This window comes from Sporosarcina contaminans (genome assembly GCF_042679045.1).
GTDB classification, from domain to species: Bacteria; Bacillota; Bacilli; order Bacillales_A; family Planococcaceae; genus Sporosarcina; species Sporosarcina contaminans.
This window is the reverse complement of record NZ_JBHTLT010000029.1, coordinates 24513-44032: the sequence shown is the minus strand read 5'-3', so window position 1 is coordinate 44032 and position 19520 is coordinate 24513. Positions and strand designations below refer to the sequence as shown.

The 19520-nt window shown below is 41.0% G+C and carries 18 protein-coding genes; 8 read left to right on the top strand and 10 right to left on the bottom strand.

Annotated features, from left to right (window positions below; translation table 11 throughout):
* The first annotated feature begins 78 nt into the window (after positions 1-78).
* Positions 79-1986, top strand: coding sequence for a sensor domain-containing phosphodiesterase (locus tag ACFQ38_RS06355; RefSeq protein ID WP_381480098.1), 1908 nt, complete (start codon positions 79-81; stop codon positions 1984-1986).
* A 449-nt stretch (positions 1987-2435) separates the two neighbouring features.
* Here ACFQ38_RS06355 and ACFQ38_RS06350 read toward each other — a convergent pair whose 3' ends face one another.
* The 3 genes from ACFQ38_RS06350 to ACFQ38_RS06340 are packed head-to-tail and all read right to left on the bottom strand — an operon-like array spanning position 2436 to position 4759.
* Positions 2436-4043 carry a b(o/a)3-type cytochrome-c oxidase subunit 1 gene (locus ACFQ38_RS06350; protein ID WP_381480115.1) on the bottom strand — a complete coding sequence of 536 codons (1608 nt, stop codon included), beginning with the start codon at positions 4041-4043 and terminating at the stop codon, positions 2436-2438.
* A 41-nt stretch (positions 4044-4084) separates the two neighbouring features.
* Positions 4085-4591 carry a cytochrome c oxidase subunit II gene (locus ACFQ38_RS06345; protein WP_336822333.1) on the bottom strand — a complete coding sequence of 169 codons (507 nt, stop codon included), beginning with the start codon at positions 4589-4591 and terminating at the stop codon, positions 4085-4087.
* 27 nt (positions 4592-4618) lie between these two features.
* Positions 4619-4759: a cytochrome c oxidase subunit 2A gene (locus tag ACFQ38_RS06340; protein ID WP_336822332.1), complete on the bottom strand. Its 141-nt coding sequence runs from the start codon at positions 4757-4759 to the stop codon at positions 4619-4621.
* 374 nt (positions 4760-5133) lie between these two features.
* Between ACFQ38_RS06340 and ACFQ38_RS06335 the strand changes: the two genes are divergently transcribed.
* Both ACFQ38_RS06335 and ACFQ38_RS06330 read left to right on the top strand, forming a co-directional pair.
* Positions 5134-5844 carry a glucosamine-6-phosphate deaminase gene (locus tag ACFQ38_RS06335; protein ID WP_336822331.1) on the top strand — a complete coding sequence of 237 codons (711 nt, stop codon included), beginning with the start codon at positions 5134-5136 and terminating at the stop codon, positions 5842-5844.
* A gap of 252 nt (positions 5845-6096) precedes the next feature.
* Positions 6097-6573: a C40 family peptidase gene (locus tag ACFQ38_RS06330; protein ID WP_336822330.1), complete on the top strand. Its 477-nt coding sequence runs from the start codon at positions 6097-6099 to the stop codon at positions 6571-6573.
* Positions 6574-6809: 236 nt separating this feature from the next.
* On the opposite strand, the gene ACFQ38_RS06325 is transcribed toward ACFQ38_RS06330, so the two are convergent.
* Positions 6810-7703 (bottom strand): accessory Sec system S-layer assembly protein, encoded by an 894-nt coding sequence (locus ACFQ38_RS06325; protein ID WP_336821987.1) that lies wholly within the window; start codon positions 7701-7703, stop codon positions 6810-6812.
* Complete coding sequence (secA2, locus tag ACFQ38_RS06320; RefSeq protein WP_381480097.1) at positions 7700-10066, bottom strand: accessory Sec system translocase SecA2; 2367 nt, start codon at positions 10064-10066, stop codon at positions 7700-7702. The genes ACFQ38_RS06325 and secA2 overlap by 4 nt, the downstream gene beginning before the upstream one ends.
* 428 nt (positions 10067-10494) lie before the next feature.
* On the opposite strand from secA2, the gene ACFQ38_RS06315 reads away from it, so the two are divergent.
* Complete coding sequence (locus tag ACFQ38_RS06315) at positions 10495-11538, top strand: glycosyltransferase family 4 protein (RefSeq protein ID WP_336821989.1); 1044 nt, start codon at positions 10495-10497, stop codon at positions 11536-11538.
* A 167-nt stretch (positions 11539-11705) separates the two neighbouring features.
* Here the strand turns inward: ACFQ38_RS06315 and ACFQ38_RS06310 are convergent, their stop codons facing one another.
* Both ACFQ38_RS06310 and ACFQ38_RS06305 read right to left on the bottom strand, forming a co-directional pair.
* Positions 11706-12770 (bottom strand): LCP family protein, encoded by a 1065-nt coding sequence (locus ACFQ38_RS06310; RefSeq protein WP_336821990.1) that lies wholly within the window; start codon positions 12768-12770, stop codon positions 11706-11708.
* A 174-nt stretch (positions 12771-12944) separates the two neighbouring features.
* Positions 12945-13577: a YigZ family protein gene (locus tag ACFQ38_RS06305; protein ID WP_336821991.1), complete on the bottom strand. Its 633-nt coding sequence runs from the start codon at positions 13575-13577 to the stop codon at positions 12945-12947.
* A gap of 142 nt (positions 13578-13719) precedes the next feature.
* Here ACFQ38_RS06305 and ACFQ38_RS06300 point away from each other — a divergent pair, with 142 nt between their 5' ends.
* The 4 genes from ACFQ38_RS06300 (at position 13720) to ACFQ38_RS06285 (ending at position 16979) form a co-directional block, all read left to right on the top strand.
* Positions 13720-14877 carry a sensor histidine kinase gene (locus ACFQ38_RS06300; RefSeq protein WP_336821992.1) on the top strand — a complete coding sequence of 386 codons (1158 nt, stop codon included), beginning with the start codon at positions 13720-13722 and terminating at the stop codon, positions 14875-14877.
* 19 nt (positions 14878-14896) lie between these two features.
* On the top strand, positions 14897-15571 hold the full coding sequence (locus tag ACFQ38_RS06295; protein WP_336821993.1) for a response regulator transcription factor: 675 nt from the start codon (positions 14897-14899) through the stop codon (positions 15569-15571).
* Positions 15572-15880: 309 nt separating this feature from the next.
* Entirely contained in the window at positions 15881-16468 is a 588-nt protein-coding gene (locus tag ACFQ38_RS06290; protein WP_336821994.1) for a nuclear transport factor 2 family protein, read from the top strand.
* A 151-nt stretch (positions 16469-16619) separates the two neighbouring features.
* Positions 16620-16979 carry a hypothetical protein gene (locus ACFQ38_RS06285; RefSeq protein ID WP_336821995.1) on the top strand — a complete coding sequence of 120 codons (360 nt, stop codon included), beginning with the start codon at positions 16620-16622 and terminating at the stop codon, positions 16977-16979.
* Here the strand turns inward: ACFQ38_RS06285 and ACFQ38_RS06280 are convergent.
* The 3 genes from ACFQ38_RS06280 to ACFQ38_RS06270 form a co-directional block, all read right to left on the bottom strand.
* On the bottom strand, positions 16948-17496 hold the full coding sequence (locus ACFQ38_RS06280; RefSeq protein WP_381480096.1) for a competence protein ComK: 549 nt from the start codon (positions 17494-17496) through the stop codon (positions 16948-16950). The genes ACFQ38_RS06285 and ACFQ38_RS06280 overlap by 32 nt on opposite strands.
* A gap of 241 nt (positions 17497-17737) precedes the next feature.
* Entirely contained in the window at positions 17738-18907 is a 1170-nt protein-coding gene (locus ACFQ38_RS06275) for a M20 metallopeptidase family protein (protein WP_381480094.1), read from the bottom strand.
* A 96-nt stretch (positions 18908-19003) separates the two neighbouring features.
* A complete protein-coding gene (locus ACFQ38_RS06270; protein ID WP_336821998.1) occupies positions 19004-19516 on the bottom strand; it encodes an antibiotic biosynthesis monooxygenase family protein in 513 nt (170 codons plus the stop codon).
* Between the last annotated feature and the right edge of the window lie 4 nt (positions 19517-19520).

Genomic DNA, 19520 nt, shown 5'->3' with positions numbered 1-19520 from the left:
ATACTTCAAATTACATAGAAAATTGTCGATGATAAATTAAGGAAGGAAAACTTTCTTTCGGGAAGGCGGTGTCGTCCGGTGAGGCAGAGCAAAGAAAACAAATTGCTAATGAATGAAATGAAGCAAATGCAGGAATTCGTATTTTCTCATGCAAAGCAGTTGAATATTACAAGAGAGTCTATTCTATCTGTAATTGAGGAATTATGCATCCGCATTAGCAAAGTTATGAAATGTGATCGTGTTGGGATTTGGCTTTTCAATGAAGATCGTACTAACTTAACGGCACAAAATATTTATTGCAAGAATACATCTGACTACACTGCTGGCCAAGTACTAACAGTAAATGAAGCACCATCCTATTTCGCTGCCATTCAATCAACTAGAATTTTGGAAATCGGCGCTATAAATGAAGACTTTTCTACGAAAGAATTATTAGAACACCCTTTATATGAAAACGGCAAATATAACTCTTTATTAGATGCATCCATTATTTTAAGCAAGGGAATTGGAGGAGTGATTTGCTGTGAAACGATTGAAAAGCGGGAATGGAGCGCATTTGACGGTGTCCTATTAGCATCTATAGCGGATATGCTTTCATTCATTTTTGATAGGGTCGAACGTCTTGAAGTAGAGGCGCATATGCATACATTGGCTTATCGTGATCCGTTAACAGGGCTCGATAATCAATACGCTTTTACAGAAAAAGTAAATGAACAGCTGAAGCGTATGAATGAGGGGAAGCGCGGGATTTTCATGTACCTCATTTTGGACCAATATTCAGAAGTACAAGGTGTATTGGGACATGAAGGCGCCGATCAAATGTTGAAAATTACCGCAGAACGTTTGAAAAAAATATTTCCGTTGCCAGCGCATACTGCAAGATTGGCATTTGATCATTTCATTATCTTTTTTGAAACGGATGGAGAATTTTGGGAAAATAAAAAGATGATGGATTTCATTGCAAATGAGCTTCGTCATCCGATGTATATTTGCGGCCAGGAAGTATATATGACTTTCAGTTACGGCATTTCAATTTATCCCGATCATGCTTTGAATGTAAAATATGGAATTCAATCCGCTAAAATGGCTTTGCAATCGGCGCAAAAAACCTCCAATAGAAAGAGTCGAGGCATTTACGAACCGGATATGCATACGTATTTAAAAGAAACGATGCTTTCTGAAATGAATTTGCGGAGAGGACTTGATTTTAATGAGTTCAAATTGTTTTACCAGCCGCAAGTAAACTGCAGAACAGGGGAAGTGACAGGTTTTGAAGCACTTATCCGTTGGCAGCATCCAGAGCGCGGCCTCATTTTACCAGGAGATTTTATTGACCTTGCAGAATCGACAGGGCTCATTACTCCAATGGGAGAATGGGTTATTCAAGAAGCGGTTGCCCAGTTGAAAAAGTGGGATACACCTCCTTATGATAAACTTACCATTTCAGTTAACGTTTCACCGCGTCATTTTCTTCACCATAATTTTCCGTTTTATTTACATCAGTGCATGAGTGATTCAGGCATTAGTCCAGAGAGACTTGTGCTGGAAATAACAGAAAATGTTGCATTGGAAGATCAGAAAGCAGTGACAAGCCGTATTAATTTATTGACTGAAATGGGCTACGCTGTTTCGATCGATGATTTTGGAAAAGGGTATTCTGCCTTCATATATTTGCAGCATTTCCCGATTCAGCAAATAAAAATTGACCGCCAATTTATAAATGGGCTTGGAAAAGACACAAAGAGCATTGGCATCGTGCAAACAATTATCCATTTGGCAGAGCTATTAGGTTTGCAAACGATCGGAGAAGGGGTCGAAACGAAAGAGCAGTGGGATATTTTAAAGCAGTTAGGATGTACAGAACTGCAAGGGTTTTATTTTAGTAAGCCCGTCCCTATCGAGGAAATCAATCGTCAGTTCTTAAATCATCATCAAATAGGCAAGTTGTTTTTGCCAGTACAAATGGAAACAACTACAATTAAATAAATCATTATATGGGAAAGCTGTAGACAAAGTTCGTTATGTCTACAGCTTTTTATAAGAAGATATTCAAATGCCTATACTTTTAACGTTTCAGGTAAGTGATGAAGTAACATGGCGAAAATCAAAAGTATTCACTAAAAGTATAAAATGAAGCAGTCAGAGAAGTGTGAAATGTTTTCTGTGACTGCTCTTCATTGTTATCGTTCATTTTTGATATTAGTGCTTGCCATTCCCGCTACTTTCAACAGGTTGGGTAAGTGTGACGCTCTCGAACTCCGTATGCCCTTTGCGAAAATATATGAGACGACCGATTCCCCTTTGTTTTATTAGGAGGCGGTGACTCCGGCAAGGGGAAAGAGCGCGAATGATGAGAGACCACTTAAAAAAAAGGAAAAGGCTGTCCAGAAAATCCGTATCTACTGACTTTCTGGACAGCGCTTTTTATGATCTTTTTATCTACCGATTGGCCAATCGAATGGCAATGAGCCAGGCGGTGAGTGCTTAATAATATCAAACACTGGAATCGTATAGGCAAACAAAATGAGCGCTATTGTAATGCCGATCCATAAATACCAGTTTTCCAAGATTTTTGGAGTCGGGTCTGCATTGACTTCTTCTTCGGCGATTGGGAATTCTTGTACACCGCGAGGCGCGAAGAATGCAAGTTGGATGAAGATGTAAATCATAAGCAAGATACCGATGAATAAAATTGTTCCACCAACTGCTTGTGCAACTTGATAGCTGATCCAAGTTTGAACTTGTTCGCCGCCTGCGTAATTCGAAAAATTCGAACGGCGTGGCCCGCCCAATAATCCCTGGATATGCATTGCTGTAGACATAATTGTCATACCGACCGTCCAAATGATCGTCTGAATGATTCCTAACTTATTAATTTTCGGGGTTAGACGTCTGCCGGTTAAATGAGGCACGAGCCAATAAGCGATCCCAAAATACGTTAGTAGTACGGTTGTTGCGACTGTCAAATGAAAGTGGCCCGTAACCCATATGGTATTATGGATAAGCGTATTCATTTGGTGAGAGGCGTTAACAATACCGCCTGCTCCTCCTGGGATAAATGCGATCATGCCGATGAAAGGCGCAAGGAAACGGACATCTTTCCAAGGTAAATGCTTAAACCATCCGAAAAGCCCTTTATGACCTTTTCTGCGACCTGTCGTTTCAAATGTTGCAAAGATCGAGAATGCGGTCATTAATGTTGGAATGACAACCATGAATGTTAATACAACTTGAATGAATTTCCACGTCGGATCAATCCCTGGCTCCGTCAATTGGTGATGAAAGCCAACCGGAATCGAAAACATCAGCAGCAGGATGAAAGATAATCTTGCCAGTGAGTCACTGAACAGTTTGCCGCCGATAATTTTCGGAATGATTGCATACCATGCCATATAAGCAGGCAATAGCCAGAAATAAACTAATGGGTGACCGAAATACCAAAACAATGTACGGCTTAACAAGACGTTGATCGTAGCCGCATAGCCCAGTGACCACGGGATGAATTGAATCAACACAGATGTTGCGACTCCTAAAGAGGCAATGAACCACATCGCCATATTGATGACGACCATGAATGCAAGCAAAGGAGATTTTTCGCCCTTATGCGCCTTTTTCCATAAATAGAGCTGACGGAAATTCGTAAATACTGCAATCCAGCTTCCGATAATAACGAGAGCAAGCCCGATGTAAAAAGCAGGATGTGCTCGTAAAGGTGCATAAAATGTATACAAAACGTTCGCCTGACCGACTAAAATTGTGACCGCAGCTATAATTGTACCGATGAGCATCGTCCAGAAAGAAAGCCAGCCTGCTTTGCGCTGCTTATCTGTAATGCCTACCGTTTTTCCCATTAAAGCAAATTGAAACCCAATAATGAAGAAAGTTGTCAATACGAGCCCTAAAATAACGCCATGGACTGTTAGAATGGTATAATAGTTAATTCCGAAAGGCAATTGGAACTTGCCAGAACGGGAGAGAACTTGCAATAGACCCATTAACCCCCCAACTAAAAGGGAAGCGAATGTTACATACATGAATGACATATAAAGACGTGATTCTTTTTTAGTAAAGCTAAATGCATTCTTCAATCTTCATACACCTCCACAGTAGCGAACATCTGATGATGGCCGATTCCGCAATATTCATTGCAGACAACAGTAAATTCGCCTGCATTTTTCATGACTGTTTCCAGACGGCTGACATGCCCAGGCTCAACCATCATATTTACGTTTGTGCCTGCAACTTGGAAGCCATGAATGACGTCCTTAGTTGTGATTTGGAATAAAACAGTAGAACCTTTTGGTACGCGGATCTTCTTAACGGACTTGCCGTCTTCGTCGACGCCGAAGTCATAGTTAAAAGCGGACGCGACGATATTGACCGTATATTTTCCATCCGCGACTTCACGAAGGCCTAAGTTTTCAGGCTTAAAGGATTCATGTGCTTCAACGTTCTGTGGATCGATTGTTTCAATATGGCTTTGAGGATGCGTTCCTTTCCAAAATGCAGCAAATCCAATAATGAGTAAGAAAAGTGCAAGAGATCCCATTCCGAATATGAGCCAAATTTTTTCATACTTATGCAAATGCATCGGTTTTCCTCCTAACGAATGTCATGTTCATCTTGATAAAAACAGGGCGTACGATCCGAACCATAACAACAAGATAAAAACGCCTAACAGCATGACTGAGATAAAAGTACCTTTTAGATTAATATCCGGATCATGTGAGGGTTTCTGTGTCGAGTTCTTTTTTGCCATCTTTTCACACCTCCATAAGTAATTAAGAAATCGTTTTGATACTTTTATCTTAATCACACAGTGAAATAAGAGAATTAGGGAAATCCCTATAGATTAGCAGTTCACTAGTAATTTCACAGTTTGTTCAAGAGGTTTTCAAAATATCGACATAGTTATTTGGTAGGAGTGATGAGTACGTTTAAAACCGGAAAGGGAAGGGAAAGGAGAAAGGGCTGTGTCATAGCAGCTGAACAGTACTAGTCTCAGTCCTTCAATTTTGGAACTATATTTCAAAAAAATACCATTAAGATGAAGCCAACAAATTTATTGACATACTGTTTATGGAAAATTAAATTGGTATTAACAAATCTTTTAAAGAAAGTCGGTTGAAAAGAATGGAAAATTATAAATTGATTACTGTAAATACACCCGAAGAGGGCGCAAAATATGTTTATAATATGATTAAAGAGGAGCTTGAACAAAATAGACTTCATGTAATTGGCTTAGCTACAGGAAGTACAATGATTCCTGTCTATAAAGAGTTAACCGAATCAGATCTTGATTTTTCTGGCGTTACGACGTTCAATTTAGACGAATATGTCGGTTTGTCTGCTTCAAATCCGAATAGCTATGCATATTTTATGAAAGAGCATCTATTCAGCAAAAAACCGTTCAAGGAAACAAATATCCCTAACGGTACGGCGGAAGATTTAGAGGCAGAATGTGCACGATATGAAGATGCTTTGCAAGCAAGCAAATTAGATATCCAGCTTTTAGGCGTAGGAGAAAACGGCCATATCGCATTCAATGAACCGGGCACTCCTGCCGATTCTGTTACGCATGTCGCTTCATTAACAGATTCAACATTAGGCGTTAACAGCCAATACTTTGAAAATGACGAAAAAATTCCTGAAACGGCATTGACGATGGGTATCGCATCGATTATGAGCGCCAAAAAATTAATTTTGCTCGCATTCGGGGAAAAGAAACGCCCTGCCATTGAAAAATTGCTTGAAGGAAAAGTTGATTCTGAATGGACAATCACATATATACTGAATCACCCTGATGTGACAGTCATTACAGATCTTACGGACCTTAAAGCTTAATCGTACATTCTTCAAAATTTATAAATCAGCAGACACCAATTTCACAAATTGCAGTATTTTGGCTGATTGGAAAGTCATAGTCGACTTCCAATCGGCTTTTTTTGTGTGAAAAGGGGATAAAGAGAGCATTTACGCTGAAATGAGACAAAATGTAACCCGAATGTTACACAACTGTAATATAAGTTTGTCATATTGCATGGTAAGGTAGTTGCAGATGGTTTTTCAGATAAATAATACTTTTTGGGGGAAAACATGAGAATCATAGGACGCATGCAAAAGTCTTTTGCATTTTTTGCAATGACACTAATATTACTCTTTATTCCTTTTGTAGGACAAGCTGAAGCATCATCAAAATCAGCTGCAATCTCGGAAACTGCCACAAGCTTAACAGGCATTAAATATGTCTATGGCGGAACGACAAAAGCAGGTTTCGACTGCTCTGGATACGTGAACTACGTCTTTAACGAACATGGTATCCAATTAGCGCGCACATCTTCAGGAATGTACGCGTCAGGCACAGCTGTAAATAAAGAAGACCTTGCAGTTGGAGATCTTGTATTCTTCAACACAACAGGAAAAGGCGTGTCACACGTCGGCATCTATATTGGAAATGGCGAATTCGCCCATGCATCCACGTCAAAAGGTGTCCGTGTCGATAAACTAAACGATCCATACTACTGGGGCCAACGCTATATCGGCGCCAAGCGAATTAGTGGCGTACATTCATAAGCGTTTAAATAAATCAACCAACCGAAACAGATTCCCATTGTGGAATCTGTTTTTAATTTGGTAAAGAGAGGCTTTTAGCATGTTGCTTCTATGTTATGACGGGATAGGCTTGTGTTATTGTGTATTCTTTACATGGTGAACTTCCACATCAATTGCGCATGTAACTGCCCATATTCCATAACTCATTCCGTGCTTTACAGAAAAAAGCCCTTCAGCAAGGTGAAGGGCTTTACGAATTATTGCGGAACGCGGATTGTCCAGCGGGAGAAATCTGGGTTCTCTTTTTGTACCATCTCTTTCGGGTAAATGAAAGTCCATGGTTTTGAAGTATTCGCTTTAACGGAAAGTGGTGGAAGTGCAAAAGAGCCTTTTGCGACGACATCGCCTGTTGCGTCCACTAATTCCAATGGAAGCTTTTCAATATTAATTTGCTTTGAATGGCCGTTGCGGATGAAGATGGAAGCTGCAATTCCACCGTCTTCTTGTTTCTTCACTTGGAAGCCGGCAAAGTTCACTTCGCGCGGTTTCAATTTTGGCATTTTGTCAACTACTTTAGATAGAGCATCTTTTTGTTCATCGGACAATCCTTTTTCCCAAGCAGGATCCAACTCTAATTTGTGCGGAACCATTGATTGGACGTTAAATGCTAACTTCCAATTTTCTGTCGGCGGCTCTTCGGCAAAAATGTTCTCCTTCGTGAAGACGAATACCCATGGGCGTGAACTTTTTCCTGGAATATCGCCTAACTCTTTTAAATCGAATTCCTGTGAAGCAAGCGTTTTACCGTCTTCATCTAAAAGCATTAATTCTACTGAACCAACAGAAATCGATTGTTCAAGAGAAGAACGGAAGAATGATTTAACGAGCCAGCTACCGTTTGCAGGTTCAATGTCAATATCGATCCCTGACAATGAAATTTGGTTCGGTTTCAATGGTTCAAGCTCATTTGCTAAAAAGCGAAATACGTATTCCTGCTCTTGCGTAAGGTTCCATTGAGGATGAAGGGAAAGCTCTGTTTCAACTTCATCGGTCCCCGCAGACTGTGCAGCGCCCTCTATAATTTCCTGGGAATCAATTGTACTGTCTGCCCCTGTTTTTTCGGTTTTCTTAAACATAGAAAATAGTTTCATGATTCTTGGGCCTCCATTTGCTGCGAAATAAGCTTCATGAAGTTAATCACTTCAGATGCGATATTTCGGCGTAATTTCTGATAATGCGTTGCGAACAATTGCAATCCTTCCCGCTGGTAAATCCGCATAGGGTCTTCCTGTCCATAGGAGCGTAAACCAATTCCTTCTTTCAGGCGGCCCATGACGTCTAAATGCTTCACCCACATCCTATCAATATGACTTAACATCACTTGCGGAATTAATTGATTGACCTGTTCATTATCAGCGAAAGTATCAAGATATGCAAATAGCTCTGCAACTGGTTGCTCATATATTTTCAGTATATCTTGTGGTTTCTCCAAAGTGCGTGGCAAGTCAAACGGCTCCAATAGCAATCCGTTCAATGTCCGTTCAATTCGATCGAAGTCATACTGATCTGGTGTTTCATTCTCTGGACAACTATCGTATATGACAAACTCGACAGCTTCGGAAACCATCGTTTTCAACTGATCGAAAAGACCTTCGCCTTCAAGGACTTTATCACGCAATGAATAAAGGACGCCGCGTTGGTCGTTGATTACATCATCCAACTTCAAGTTGTACTCACGCATTGAGAAGTGTGCCCCTTCCACAATTCGTTGAGTGCGTTCCGTCAATTCATGGACTTCCGGATTTTCAACAAGTCCTTCTTCGTTCGTTTTCACTTTTTTCATGAATTTTTCCAGATCATCTTTGGCGAAACGTTTAAACATATCGTCTTCAAGGGAAATGAAGAACTGGCTCTCACCTTTGTCTCCTTGACGGCCGGAACGACCACGCAGCTGGTTGTCGACTCGGCGGCTTTCGTGCTTCTCTGTACCTAAGACGAATAAGCCCCCATTTTCTTCTACTCCTTCGCCTAACATAATATCTGTACCGCGACCAGCCATGTTCGTTGCGACTGTAATATGTCCAGGTTGTCCAGCTTGGGAAATTAGATCAACTTCCTGCTCGACACTTTTTGCATTCAATAGATGATAATTTAAATTATATTTATCTAAATACTGAGCGACTTTTTCGGATTGTAAAATGGATGTTGTTCCGACAAGTACAGGTTGTCCCTTTTTATGACGTTTTGCCACTTCTTTCGCAACCGCTTCATACTTTTGCTCAATCGTTGCAAAAACCTTATCCGGAGAATCTATTCTCGCACGTGGACGATTTGTCGGAATTTGAATAACTTCCATATTATAGACTTCGCGGAATTCTTTTTCTTGCGTTTTCGCTGTACCTGTCATACCGCTTAGCTTTGGATACATTCGGAAGTAGTTTTGGATTGTAATTTGTGCTTGTGCTTTATTTTCATCGGTGATCGGCAGGCCTTCTTTCGCCTCAATCGCTTGATGGAGGCCATCGGATAGTGTTCTGCCTTCCATAATACGTCCAGTGAACATATCGACAAGCTCGATCTTTTCATCGCGGACGATGTAATCGACATCTTTTTTGAATATGACATAAGCACGGACTGCTTGGATCATATAGTGATAGAGTGTTTGGTGCTCCAAGTCATATAGATTATCAATGCCGAAAGCCTTTTCGACTTGCTCGATGCCTTCGTCAGTGAGGGAAGTGGCTTTTGTTTCATCGTCAAAATCAAAATGCACACCTTGTTTAAATCGCTTTGCAAGTCGCGCGGCGATAAAATGTAAATCGGGGTCCGCCTGCATCTTACCTGCGACAATTAAAGGTGTTTTCGCTTCATCGATCAAAACGCTGTCGACTTCATCGATAATGGCGAAATGATACGGGCGCTGCACTTTTTGAGAAGGGTGCTGCACCATATTATCCCGCAAGTAGTCAAAGCCGAATTCTGTTCCTACTCCGTAAGTAATGTCTGCCAAATAGGCTTCTTGTTTCGCAGGTCCTTGCATCATCGGCACGTTCAAACCGACAGACAAACCTAAGAAACGGTGAATTTGGCCGATTTGTTCGTAGTCACGTTTCGCAAGATAGTCGTTCACTGTAATGACATGAACTCCTTTGCCTTCCAAAGCTCTAACATAAGACGGCAAGGAAGCGACAAGCGTTTTACCTTCACCAGTAGGCATCTCAGCGATATTGCCTTCCGTTAATACGAGGCCGCCGATCAGCTGTACGTCGAAATGGCGCATGCCTAGTACGCGCTTGGATGCTTCGCGAACGACAGCAAATGCATCAGGTACGATTGCTTGCAGCGCTTCTCCTGCCGCTAACTGTTCTTTGAAAACTTCCGTCATATGAGCCAATTCTTCATCTGACATCGGTTCGTATTTTGATTCTAATTTATTTATCTGTTGGACAACTTTACGATATTTGCGAAGTTGTCTTTCGCTTGTTTGATTTGAACGCTTAAACATTGATAACATAATAATAGACGCTCCTTTATGTAACTTGATTCAGCAGAAGTCCCCACTTTTTGTGACGGGGATAAATACAAGACTATGTTTCAAATCAGAGGCAGTTCGACTCCTAACTGATTCAAGCTAAGCCTCCGGCCGATGTTACGGATAGTTTGGGAAGCTTCGAGCAGGCTCGAAAAAATCCGTACGTAATCATGCCTTGGCCTGTTTGATTCCAATGCGGATTCTGTTCTATTTTATCAAACAAAAACTGAAATGACTACCTTGAACAGGAATTGTATAATAATAGTATGGAATGTTGCAGAATAGAGGTCTTGTGAATAGGGTACAGTAGTGGCAAACTGGTCAAATAATAAAGTGGGATGCTTTCCTTTTCTAAACATGCTATAATACTTGTGGCTATCTAAATAATTGTTTTCTCGGGGAGGAAGGACATGTTATTCCTTGCTATGGCTGTTGCATTTGCAGCTTCCATTATACTTACTCCGCTCGTTATGAAATTGGCGTTTAGGATCGGCGCAGTCGATCGTCCGAACTATCGGAAAGTGCATGCAACCATCATGCCTCGTATGGGCGGCATGGCAATATTCGGCGCCTTCATGATCGGTTATTTGGTATTGCGCCCTTCAGACGAGCATGCAGTCGGAATTCTAATCGGAGCCGTTATCATTATTTTAACAGGCTTTCTGGATGATATGTTAGAAATTACCGCCAAAGCGAAATTAGCAGGCCAATTGGTTGCTGCTGGCGTCGCTGTTACATGGGGCGGCTTACAAATTGATTTTATTAATTTACCGTTTTTTGGCCAACTTGATTTTGGATACTTTAGCATTCCAATTACGATCATTTGGATTATTGGAATTACAAACGCTATCAATCTCATTGATGGATTGGATGGCTTGGCGGCAGGGGTTTCTACAATTACACTTATTTCAATGACTGTCATGGCAGTTTTAATGGGAAATGTGTTTGTTGTAGCAACGACTGCAATATTAGCCGCAAGCGCATTAGGGTTCTTATTTTTTAATTTCCATCCTGCCAAGATTTTCATGGGGGATACGGGATCTTTATTTTTAGGATATATGATAGCTGTTTTGGCCCTTTTAGGTTTTAAAAACATGACGGTCATATCTTTGATCATCCCAGTAATTATGTTAGGTGTTCCAATTTCGGACACATTCTTTGCAATTGTTCGCCGAATAAGGATGAAACAGCCTATTTCAGCTCCTGACAAATCACATTTGCATCATTGCTTATTGCGTGTAGGCTTTTCGCATAGACAAACGGTGTTGATTATTTACGGAATCGCCATTTTATTTGGCGTAGCTGCTGTCCTTTTCTCGCAGGCGACTGTTTGGGGAGCGATTGTTCTCATTGTCGTCATGCTAATTGCGATTGAATTGTTCGTTGAAATTATTGGTTTAGCGGGCACGAATTATCGGCCATTATTGAATCTTGTCCGTATGATTGGAAAATAGTCAATGTAAAATCGGCGATGTACGAGCCTATCGTACATCGCCGATTTTTAGATTCGTTTGGCGGCAAGTATGTTTTGCATAACTGTATAAAGGGAAGCATTTCAGTATAAAGAAAAAGGCTATTCAGGATTGCTTAAAATCCTTAAATAGCCTTTTCTCATATTGAATTAATTTGAAAGATCATCTGAGCTATTTGCTGTTTCGTCTACCGACCCGATATTGCCATTACTATCAGTAAGAGCAGAAGAATCCGGAATCAACCCTAAATGCGATTTTAAAATTTGCCGGATGTTTTCTAAGTCTTGTTCATCTAATTTATAGTAATAGACACCTGTCGACCAATCATCGTAGCCTTTTATTGTAATCGCGTCAATATCAGGCATGCCGCCTTTACCATATTCCCAGAAAGACGTCATTTCTTTAAAGGTCATATCGGTTTTCATATTATCACCGACAGCATCGATGACATCGCCGTATTTCGTAATTGATTTGACGGATACCATTTCCTTAATGATTGCTTGAAGAATCATCTGTTGGCGTTTTCCACGTTCTAAATCACTATCTAACTTACGAGTTCTAGCGAGTGCAAGCGCATGTCTTCCGTCAAGAACTTGAAGTCCTTTTTTCAACTGAATTGTATTTTTGTCATTTTCGTCTTTTTCAAGACGGTCATAAGGCACTTCAACTTCAATGCCGCCCAATGCATCGACAACTTCGATGAATGCATTGAAATTCATTTTAATATAGTAGTCGATTGGAATATCCAACATTTCCTCGACTGTTTCAATTGCAGCATGTGTGCCGCCAAAAGCATGTGCGTGTGTAATTTTGTCGTTATATTTCACTTTTGGGATATAAACGTAAGCATCACGCGGAATGCTAAGCAGCTTCACAGATTTCTCTTCCGGATTGAACGTAGCGACAAGCAAAGCATCTGAACGGCTATTGGCGTCCCCTTGCATACGCTTTTCACTATCGTCTACACCAATTAATAAAATGGAAACATTGTCTTTGGCAGGTTCCACTTTTGCCTCAGCACGTAGCTCCGATTTCGGTGTTTCCGGCACAGCCTCGAATGCCCGGTCAACAGCCTGTTCCGCTTTTTGTTGCAACGACAGCGCGTAAGCCGCAATAAGTAAAAGAGCGGACAAGGAGAATAGCAAACCGACTTTTATGGCCAGTCGCTTTTTTGACGATTTCTTTTTAAATTTCTTAAAATCTTTTCTTTTCATATCTCGTAAGAGCCTCCAAGAAAATTGGCATTGGATTGCAAATCCGCGCCAACTTATTTAGCCATTATGATGGCTCGACAGTTAAACGGCATATCACAGTCGAAATGCCTATTTCATGCAACTATCAGTCAACTTTCATCATTATACTATTAAATATCTTTCTCGTATACTGTTTCACGCATCAAATTCAAGGAAGATTGTCGAATTCGCTGATATTTCTGCCTGGCCATTCGTCATTTCTGTAATCCAATCGTAAAATTTATCGGTTTCTGCCATTGGAACATACATGACGATGCGCACATTTTCTTCGTAAAGCATTTCTTTTAAAGGATATGGTGATTGCCGCAGTTCGTTTTCAACTTTACCAAGCCATGTATAGTCTATGGTGATATTGACGATTTGATGCAATTTACGTTCGACTACACCAGTTGCTGCGATCCCTTCGGTTGTAGCGCGTCCATAAGCTCGTATTAGGCCGCCTCCTCCTAATTTAATGCCTCCAAAGTAGCGGGTTACAACAACTGCCGTATCTTTTAACCCTTGCTTCTTTAAAACCTCTAACATGGGTACGCCAGCGGTCCCGGAAGGTTCTCCATCATCGTTCGCTTTTTGAATTTGATCGTGCTCTCCAATCATATATGCCGAGCAATTGTGAGTGGCGTTATGGTGCTTTTTTTTAATTTCCTGGATGAACTCAATTGCTTCCTCTTCAGTCTCCACCCGTCTTACATAGGTAAGGAACCGTGATTTCTGTATGACGATTTCACTTTCGCCTTCAAGTTTGACGGTACGATAATCCTCTCTCATTTGCTACACTCCTGTCACTTGTAATACAATCTTAATACGCAAATAGGTATATGATGATATAATATCAAAGTGTATAAGGAATTCAGGAATACTGCAACATACCCTATGTTGTACGATCGAGCAGGATGCGGGAGGGGTTGGATTGGCAGAGAAGACAATCGACATACAAAAATTGGAAAATATATTTGACAATATGGTTAATGTAATGGATAAGTCCAAAAATGATATTTTCACGATCAGTGAGCAAAGTCGTCAAAGTTACCATGACATGCGCAAAGAATTGGAAATCATAAAAGAGGACATTTCCCGGGTAATAACTGAGGGAGATTATTTAGAAGACATGACTCGCCATTCTCGCAGACGGCTCGCCGATGTGTCGAAAAACTTCTTGAATTATTCCGAGGAAGAAGTGCGCCAAGCTTATGAAGTTGCGAATGACCTTCTTGTCCGCCTATCGATCAATCGGATGGAAGAAAAACAGTTACGCGTCCGCAGAGACGAATTGGATCGCCGAATCGTCGCATTGCTTGAGACGATCGAACGAGCAGACCATTTAGTCAATCAAGTAACAACGGTCATTACATATTTGACTTCCGATTTGAAAAAAGTCGGTGAGGCGCTGGAAACTGCTCGTCAAAAGCAAGAATTTGCCATACAAATTATCCAGGCGCAAGAAGATGAAAGAAAGCGCCTCTCTCGGGATATCCATGATGGCCCGGCTCAAATGCTTGCAAATGTTCTGCTTCGCTCCGGCCTGATTGAAAAATCCTTTGTCGAAAAAGGACCTCAGGCTGCCTTGTCCGAACTGAGTCAATTGAAGGAAATGGTGCGCAATGCCCTCCATGAAGTTCGGCGGATCATATATGATCTTCGGCCGATGGCGCTTGATGATTTAGGGCTAATTCCGACATTGCGAAAATATGTATCGACTGTTATGGAGTATGACAAAGGTGTTACGATCCATTTTATGAATAATGGACAAGAAAGACGATTTGATTCGAACATCGAAGTTGCCATTTTTAGACTTGTGCAAGAATCCATTTCCAACGCCGTAAAACATGGTAATTCAAGGGATGTTTGGGTGAAAGTAGAATGGCTTCGTGATACAATGAATATTGTCGTGAAAGATAACGGTAAAGGCTTTGATCAAAACGAAACGAAAGAAAAATCATTTGGTATTATCGGGATGCGCGAGCGAATTGAACTGCTTCGAGGCGAGATGAAAATTATGTCTACAATCGACAGCGGTACAACAGTGCTATTCCGTGTTCCTTTAGAAAAAAGTAACTTTGTTGAATAGGGATTGGGAGGGAATGACTATGACAAAAATATTGATAGTGGATGATCACCAATTATTCCGTGAAGGAGTAAAGAGAATTCTTGATTTTGAAGATTCATTCGAGGTGGTAGGTGAAGGAGACGATGGCAGCGAGGTAGTGGAGCTGTACCGTCAATTTGAACCTGATGTCGTCCTGATGGATATTAATATGCCAGGAACGAACGGTGTTGACGCAACTGAAAACTTGAAAAATGAATTTCCAGATGCGAAAGTAATTATGCTTTCAATCCATGATGATGAATCGTATGTGTCACATGCTTTGAAATCAGGTGCATTAGGATATATGCTGAAAGAAATGGATGCGGACGCAATCGTTCAGGCGATTAAAGTTGTCGCAGCAGGTGGTTCTTACTTGCATCCGAAAGTGACGCATAATTTAGTTTCGGAATTCCGCAGACTAAGCGAAAGAGAGCATAAAGGCTCGTTCCATCAGAATGACATTCGTCGCCCACTGCATTTGTTGACGAAACGTGAATGTGAAGTTCTCCAATTGTTGACAGACGGACAAAGCAACCGGACAATCGGAGAAACACTTTTCATTTCTGAAAAGACGGTAAAAAACCACGTTTCCAGCATTTTGCAAAAGATGGGCGTCAACGATCGTACGCAAGCTGTCGTAACAGCTATTAAAAACGGTTGGGTTGAAGTGAAGTAAAAATATATTTTAGCTAACAAAGACTATAGGCAAAGTATTTGTTCACTTTGTCTACAGTCTTTTTAAGGTTTTTAGTCATGGGATAGGTGTTTGTCCAACTTGGCTTGAAAACGCTTGCCATGTAGAGGGCAGTTTTATTGTGCAACGTTCTGCATGCCTTTCGAAGGAGAGGCAACAATTTGCAGCAATGATCGCATGACACGCATCCAACAGATCTCGAAGTATGCAAGTGTTTGTCAACAAGATAGGCCATTCTATTTGGAAGGCCTTTTTATTTTGAAGTAGAATGGTGCAGGAGGAGATTATACAATGAAAAGAACGATATTCTTGTCGATTGCAGCTTCCATGCTTTTATTAGGAGCATGTGGCAAAGAGGATGATCCGAATGTGAATACAGGATCAGTTGATGATGGAGAAAAGACTAGTGAATTTGGTTCAATAGATCATGGCATCGATGAAAGCGGCGAAGTGGGGTTCAATTTATCGGGAGAAACAATCGAAGAAGCTACGAACGTCTCGGAAGAGGAAAAAAAATTGATTCTCCAAGCGTTTGATGAGTATATGGCTGCTTTTAACTCACAAGATGTCGATCGTTATATGGAAACGTTATCCAAAAATCCGAAAGGCTTTTCGATTGAAGAAGAACGGACTTATACGGAAGATGTTTTTCAAGAATATGAAGTGAGCAGGGAAGCAACGGATGTAACAATTGTTAAATTTAACGAGGACGAAAATGAAGCACAAGTTTTTGCGAATCTACAAACTGTATTTAAGCAAAAATCAACAGCTTTGGAAACGAAACCGACTGGAAGGCAAGTGACAGTCATGGTGAAAGAAGACGATGGTTGGAAAGTGACTGCTGTCCATTATATTGGTGATGCAGACAAGCCTCAATAGGAATAGAGCCGCTTCGCATTTTATTTTGCGCAGGCGGTTTTTTGTTTTCAGAAAGAGGCACTGGTGAATATTGGATTCCCTAAATATGTTGATATTTTTAAGGTATATGCATATAATAGGAACAAATGTTCTTTCGGGAGGAGGAAATGAGATGCCTTTAATTCCTGCGAAGGCATTGCCTCATTTTGAAAATATGATTTATTTGCCAATGGTCATCATTATCTTGCAACGTGATCGGGAGCTGGTCGAAAAAGGGCCATTCAAATTGAAAGGCCCTTATATCCGATTGATTGACGGTGCGATGAAACAAGTACAGTCCGAATTGCAAGAGACGAAAGCGTATTTGAGACGCCATGATATGAAAGTGCTACGCAATAAGGGAGATGAGCTTTTCACCGAGTATATTTTTATGAATGGCGGCTACGAAGATTATCGTCGATATTTAAATGTTCGGCTACGCAACCGGACAGAGGAATTGCTTAGTGCCTATTTTGCGATGGCAAAAACGTAAAAGGGTTGTATTCGGGAAATAAGTGGGCTGAGCGATTTAAGTCTTTTTGCTTTTTGAAAAAGTCTCTTTCAAGCAGTCCGGCAAAAGTATACTGTCTATAGAGGGTAGTGGCAGAGACGTTCAATTTTACTTTTACTCCATTTTCCAAATGTACCGTGCAGCCTAAATCGTCAGCTACGATATTGCTGATCGCTTGATAGGAAATCCATACATTTTGCTCTGAATGCGGTGATAATGTCGGCAAGAAAATAACAGGAGTGCCAACAGAGTGAGCATGGGCGATGAGTATAGGGACTTTGTGCACGTTCCCTAAGAAAAGTTTAGAGGAATTTTGCAAAATTTGATAAGAACTTCCATAAAATTCGCATGATCTTGAAACGATTGCCAAAGGTTTGGAAGGAACAATAAACGTGTTGTCGCGTTCAATGACTTTCGTATCGAATTGAAATCCGTCTCTTTGCGGCTGCAACATATACGTCTTGTAGGAAATAATATATTTTCCTTTGTTATGATTCATAACCAAATGCCCCCTTTAGTTTTACTTTTATATTCCATTATAAGACAGAAAATTTTAAAAGCAACCATTTTAATGAATAATTTGGACTATAATGTAAAATAAGTCTATTTCCCTGTAAATGAATGGGGAAAAATGATGTAGATAAAACAAAAAAGAATCATCTGTAAATAATGCTTTCAGATGATTCTCGTCATACGCTCTTTCAAGACAAACTAAGGAGTCAATGAATACAGTCTGCTGTTCAAGCTTTGTTTTGATATTCGAGGGCAGCGGCACCTAATGTTTTAGCGGCGATGAGCATTGCTTTTTCATCGATATCGAATTTTGGATGATGGTGTGGATAAGGGGTTTCAGGCTGGGCACCAGTGAAGAAGAACGTGCCGGGCACTTTTTCAAGATAATAAGCAAAATCTTCCCCACCCATTTGTGGCTCCGTTTCAACGACAGCGTCTACGCCAGGTACTGTTTCTGCTACTTCCTTTAAAAATGTTGTCTCGGCCTCATGGTTAACGACAGCAGGATAGCCACGGAAATATTCAAATTGGATTTCACAATTATGGGATAGCGCTGTTCCTTCGACGATACGTCTCATTTCCTGTTCCATCATTTGACGAATTTCAGGTTTAAATGTCCGGACAGTACCACCTAATTTGGCAGAATCTGCAATTACGTTAAATGCATTATCTGCAACAAATGATCCGATAGAAAGGACTGCCGATTCGATCGGGTCTATGCGCCGGGATACGATTTGTTGCAAATTCATGACGAGTTGCGCACCGATTGCAATGGCATCTTTCGTTTGGTGAGGTGAAGCTCCGTGGCCTCCGGCGCCCTGAATGACAATTTCGAACCGATCCGCAGCAGCCATAATAGGCCCGCTTAAATATTCAATCGTCTTCGATGGAAAAAGCGACCATAAATGTGTCCCGAAAATAACATCTACACCGTCGAGACAGCCATCTTCAATCATAGAAATAGCTCCGCCAGGCGCATATTCCTCAGCGTGTTGATGAATGAAAACATATTCGCCTGCAAGATCCTCACGCAGCTCGTTAATAGCCTTAGCCAGTTGCAATAGAGTGGCAGTATGTCCATCATGTCCACAAGCATGCATCACGTTCGGTACTGTTGAACGATAAGGGACATCCTTCTCATCATGAATTGGCAATGCATCAAAATCCGCGCGCAATGCGACCGTTTTGCCAGGCCTGCCTCCTTTAATACGGGCAACGACCCCGTTGCCGCCAACGCCTGTTTGGACGTCAATACCCAAGTCTGCGTAAAAATTATAGATATATTTTGCGGTTTCATGTTCTTGAAAAGATAACTCGGGATGCATATGAAGGTATCTTCTCATGACGACCATCTCTTCATAAGCGTTATCCAACTTTTCGAACAGCAGCTCATTCATTCCAATTCCCCCTAAATCATCTCTTTTGTATAATAATTATAAATTATAGCAATACAGCTGGTGGGCGGCAAACAGGTCCGTTTCGAATGAAGGGAGTTATTCGTCATCTTCTTTCGCTACATAAGTCGTAATGTAGGAAGCGCTTGTGAAAATATGAGTCGTGTTGTCGGCATATTCTTTCGTGTTAAGCTGTTCATGTGATTTTTTAAACGCAGCGGAATGCTTCCATAAATCGAAGTAAGAGGACTCTTTCCATTCCGTCAAGACGATATACGTATCCGATTCCAATGGACGTAATAAACGGAAAGCGACAAATCCCGGTTGAGTGTCCATTAGCTCGGCACGTTTTGAAAAACGATGTTCAAAAACAGGGCGTCCCTCGTCGCTCACTGGAATATTGTTGAAAACGAAAAATCCTTCATGCTCAAGTTGCCCCGAAGAGCTGATCACTTCATATTTTCTCGGAGATTGAAAGACGGATTTGCCTTCTGTTTCATGCAATAAAAGTGTGTGGCCTTCGCCGTGCATCATGATGATTTGTTCTTTGGAATGCTTTTCTCGTACAGTGTCCATAAAGCTCCTAGTGCCAGTTGTCATATAAATATTCATCATA

Excerpts from the sequence above, each read along its gene's own strand:
- ACFQ38_RS06350 (WP_381480115.1), bottom strand. The coding sequence starts at position 4,043 with ATGTCATTCATGTATGTAACATTCGCTTCCCTTTTAGTTGGGGGGTTA.
- ACFQ38_RS06345 (WP_336822333.1), bottom strand. The coding sequence starts at position 4,591 with ATGCATTTGCATAAGTATGAAAAAATTTGGCTCATATTCGGAATGGGA.
- ACFQ38_RS06340 (WP_336822332.1), bottom strand. The coding sequence starts at position 4,759 with ATGGCAAAAAAGAACTCGACACAGAAACCCTCACATGATCCGGATATT.
- ACFQ38_RS06335 (WP_336822331.1), top strand. The coding sequence starts at position 5,134 with ATGGAAAATTATAAATTGATTACTGTAAATACACCCGAAGAGGGCGCA.
- ACFQ38_RS06330 (WP_336822330.1), top strand. The coding sequence starts at position 6,097 with ATGAGAATCATAGGACGCATGCAAAAGTCTTTTGCATTTTTTGCAATG.
- ACFQ38_RS06325 (WP_336821987.1), bottom strand. The coding sequence starts at position 7,703 with ATGAAACTATTTTCTATGTTTAAGAAAACCGAAAAAACAGGGGCAGAC.
- secA2 (WP_381480097.1), bottom strand. The coding sequence starts at position 10,066 with ATGTTATCAATGTTTAAGCGTTCAAATCAAACAAGCGAAAGACAACTT.
- ACFQ38_RS06315 (WP_336821989.1), top strand. The coding sequence starts at position 10,495 with ATGTTATTCCTTGCTATGGCTGTTGCATTTGCAGCTTCCATTATACTT.
- ACFQ38_RS06310 (WP_336821990.1), bottom strand. The coding sequence starts at position 12,770 with ATGAAAAGAAAAGATTTTAAGAAATTTAAAAAGAAATCGTCAAAAAAG.
- ACFQ38_RS06305 (WP_336821991.1), bottom strand. The coding sequence starts at position 13,577 with ATGAGAGAGGATTATCGTACCGTCAAACTTGAAGGCGAAAGTGAAATC.
- ACFQ38_RS06295 (WP_336821993.1), top strand. The coding sequence starts at position 14,897 with ATGACAAAAATATTGATAGTGGATGATCACCAATTATTCCGTGAAGGA.
- ACFQ38_RS06290 (WP_336821994.1), top strand. The coding sequence starts at position 15,881 with ATGAAAAGAACGATATTCTTGTCGATTGCAGCTTCCATGCTTTTATTA.
- ACFQ38_RS06285 (WP_336821995.1), top strand. The coding sequence starts at position 16,620 with ATGCCTTTAATTCCTGCGAAGGCATTGCCTCATTTTGAAAATATGATT.
- ACFQ38_RS06280 (WP_381480096.1), bottom strand. The coding sequence starts at position 17,496 with ATGAATCATAACAAAGGAAAATATATTATTTCCTACAAGACGTATATG.
- ACFQ38_RS06275 (WP_381480094.1), bottom strand. The coding sequence starts at position 18,907 with ATGAATGAGCTGCTGTTCGAAAAGTTGGATAACGCTTATGAAGAGATG.
- ACFQ38_RS06270 (WP_336821998.1), bottom strand. The coding sequence starts at position 19,516 with ATGAATATTTATATGACAACTGGCACTAGGAGCTTTATGGACACTGTA.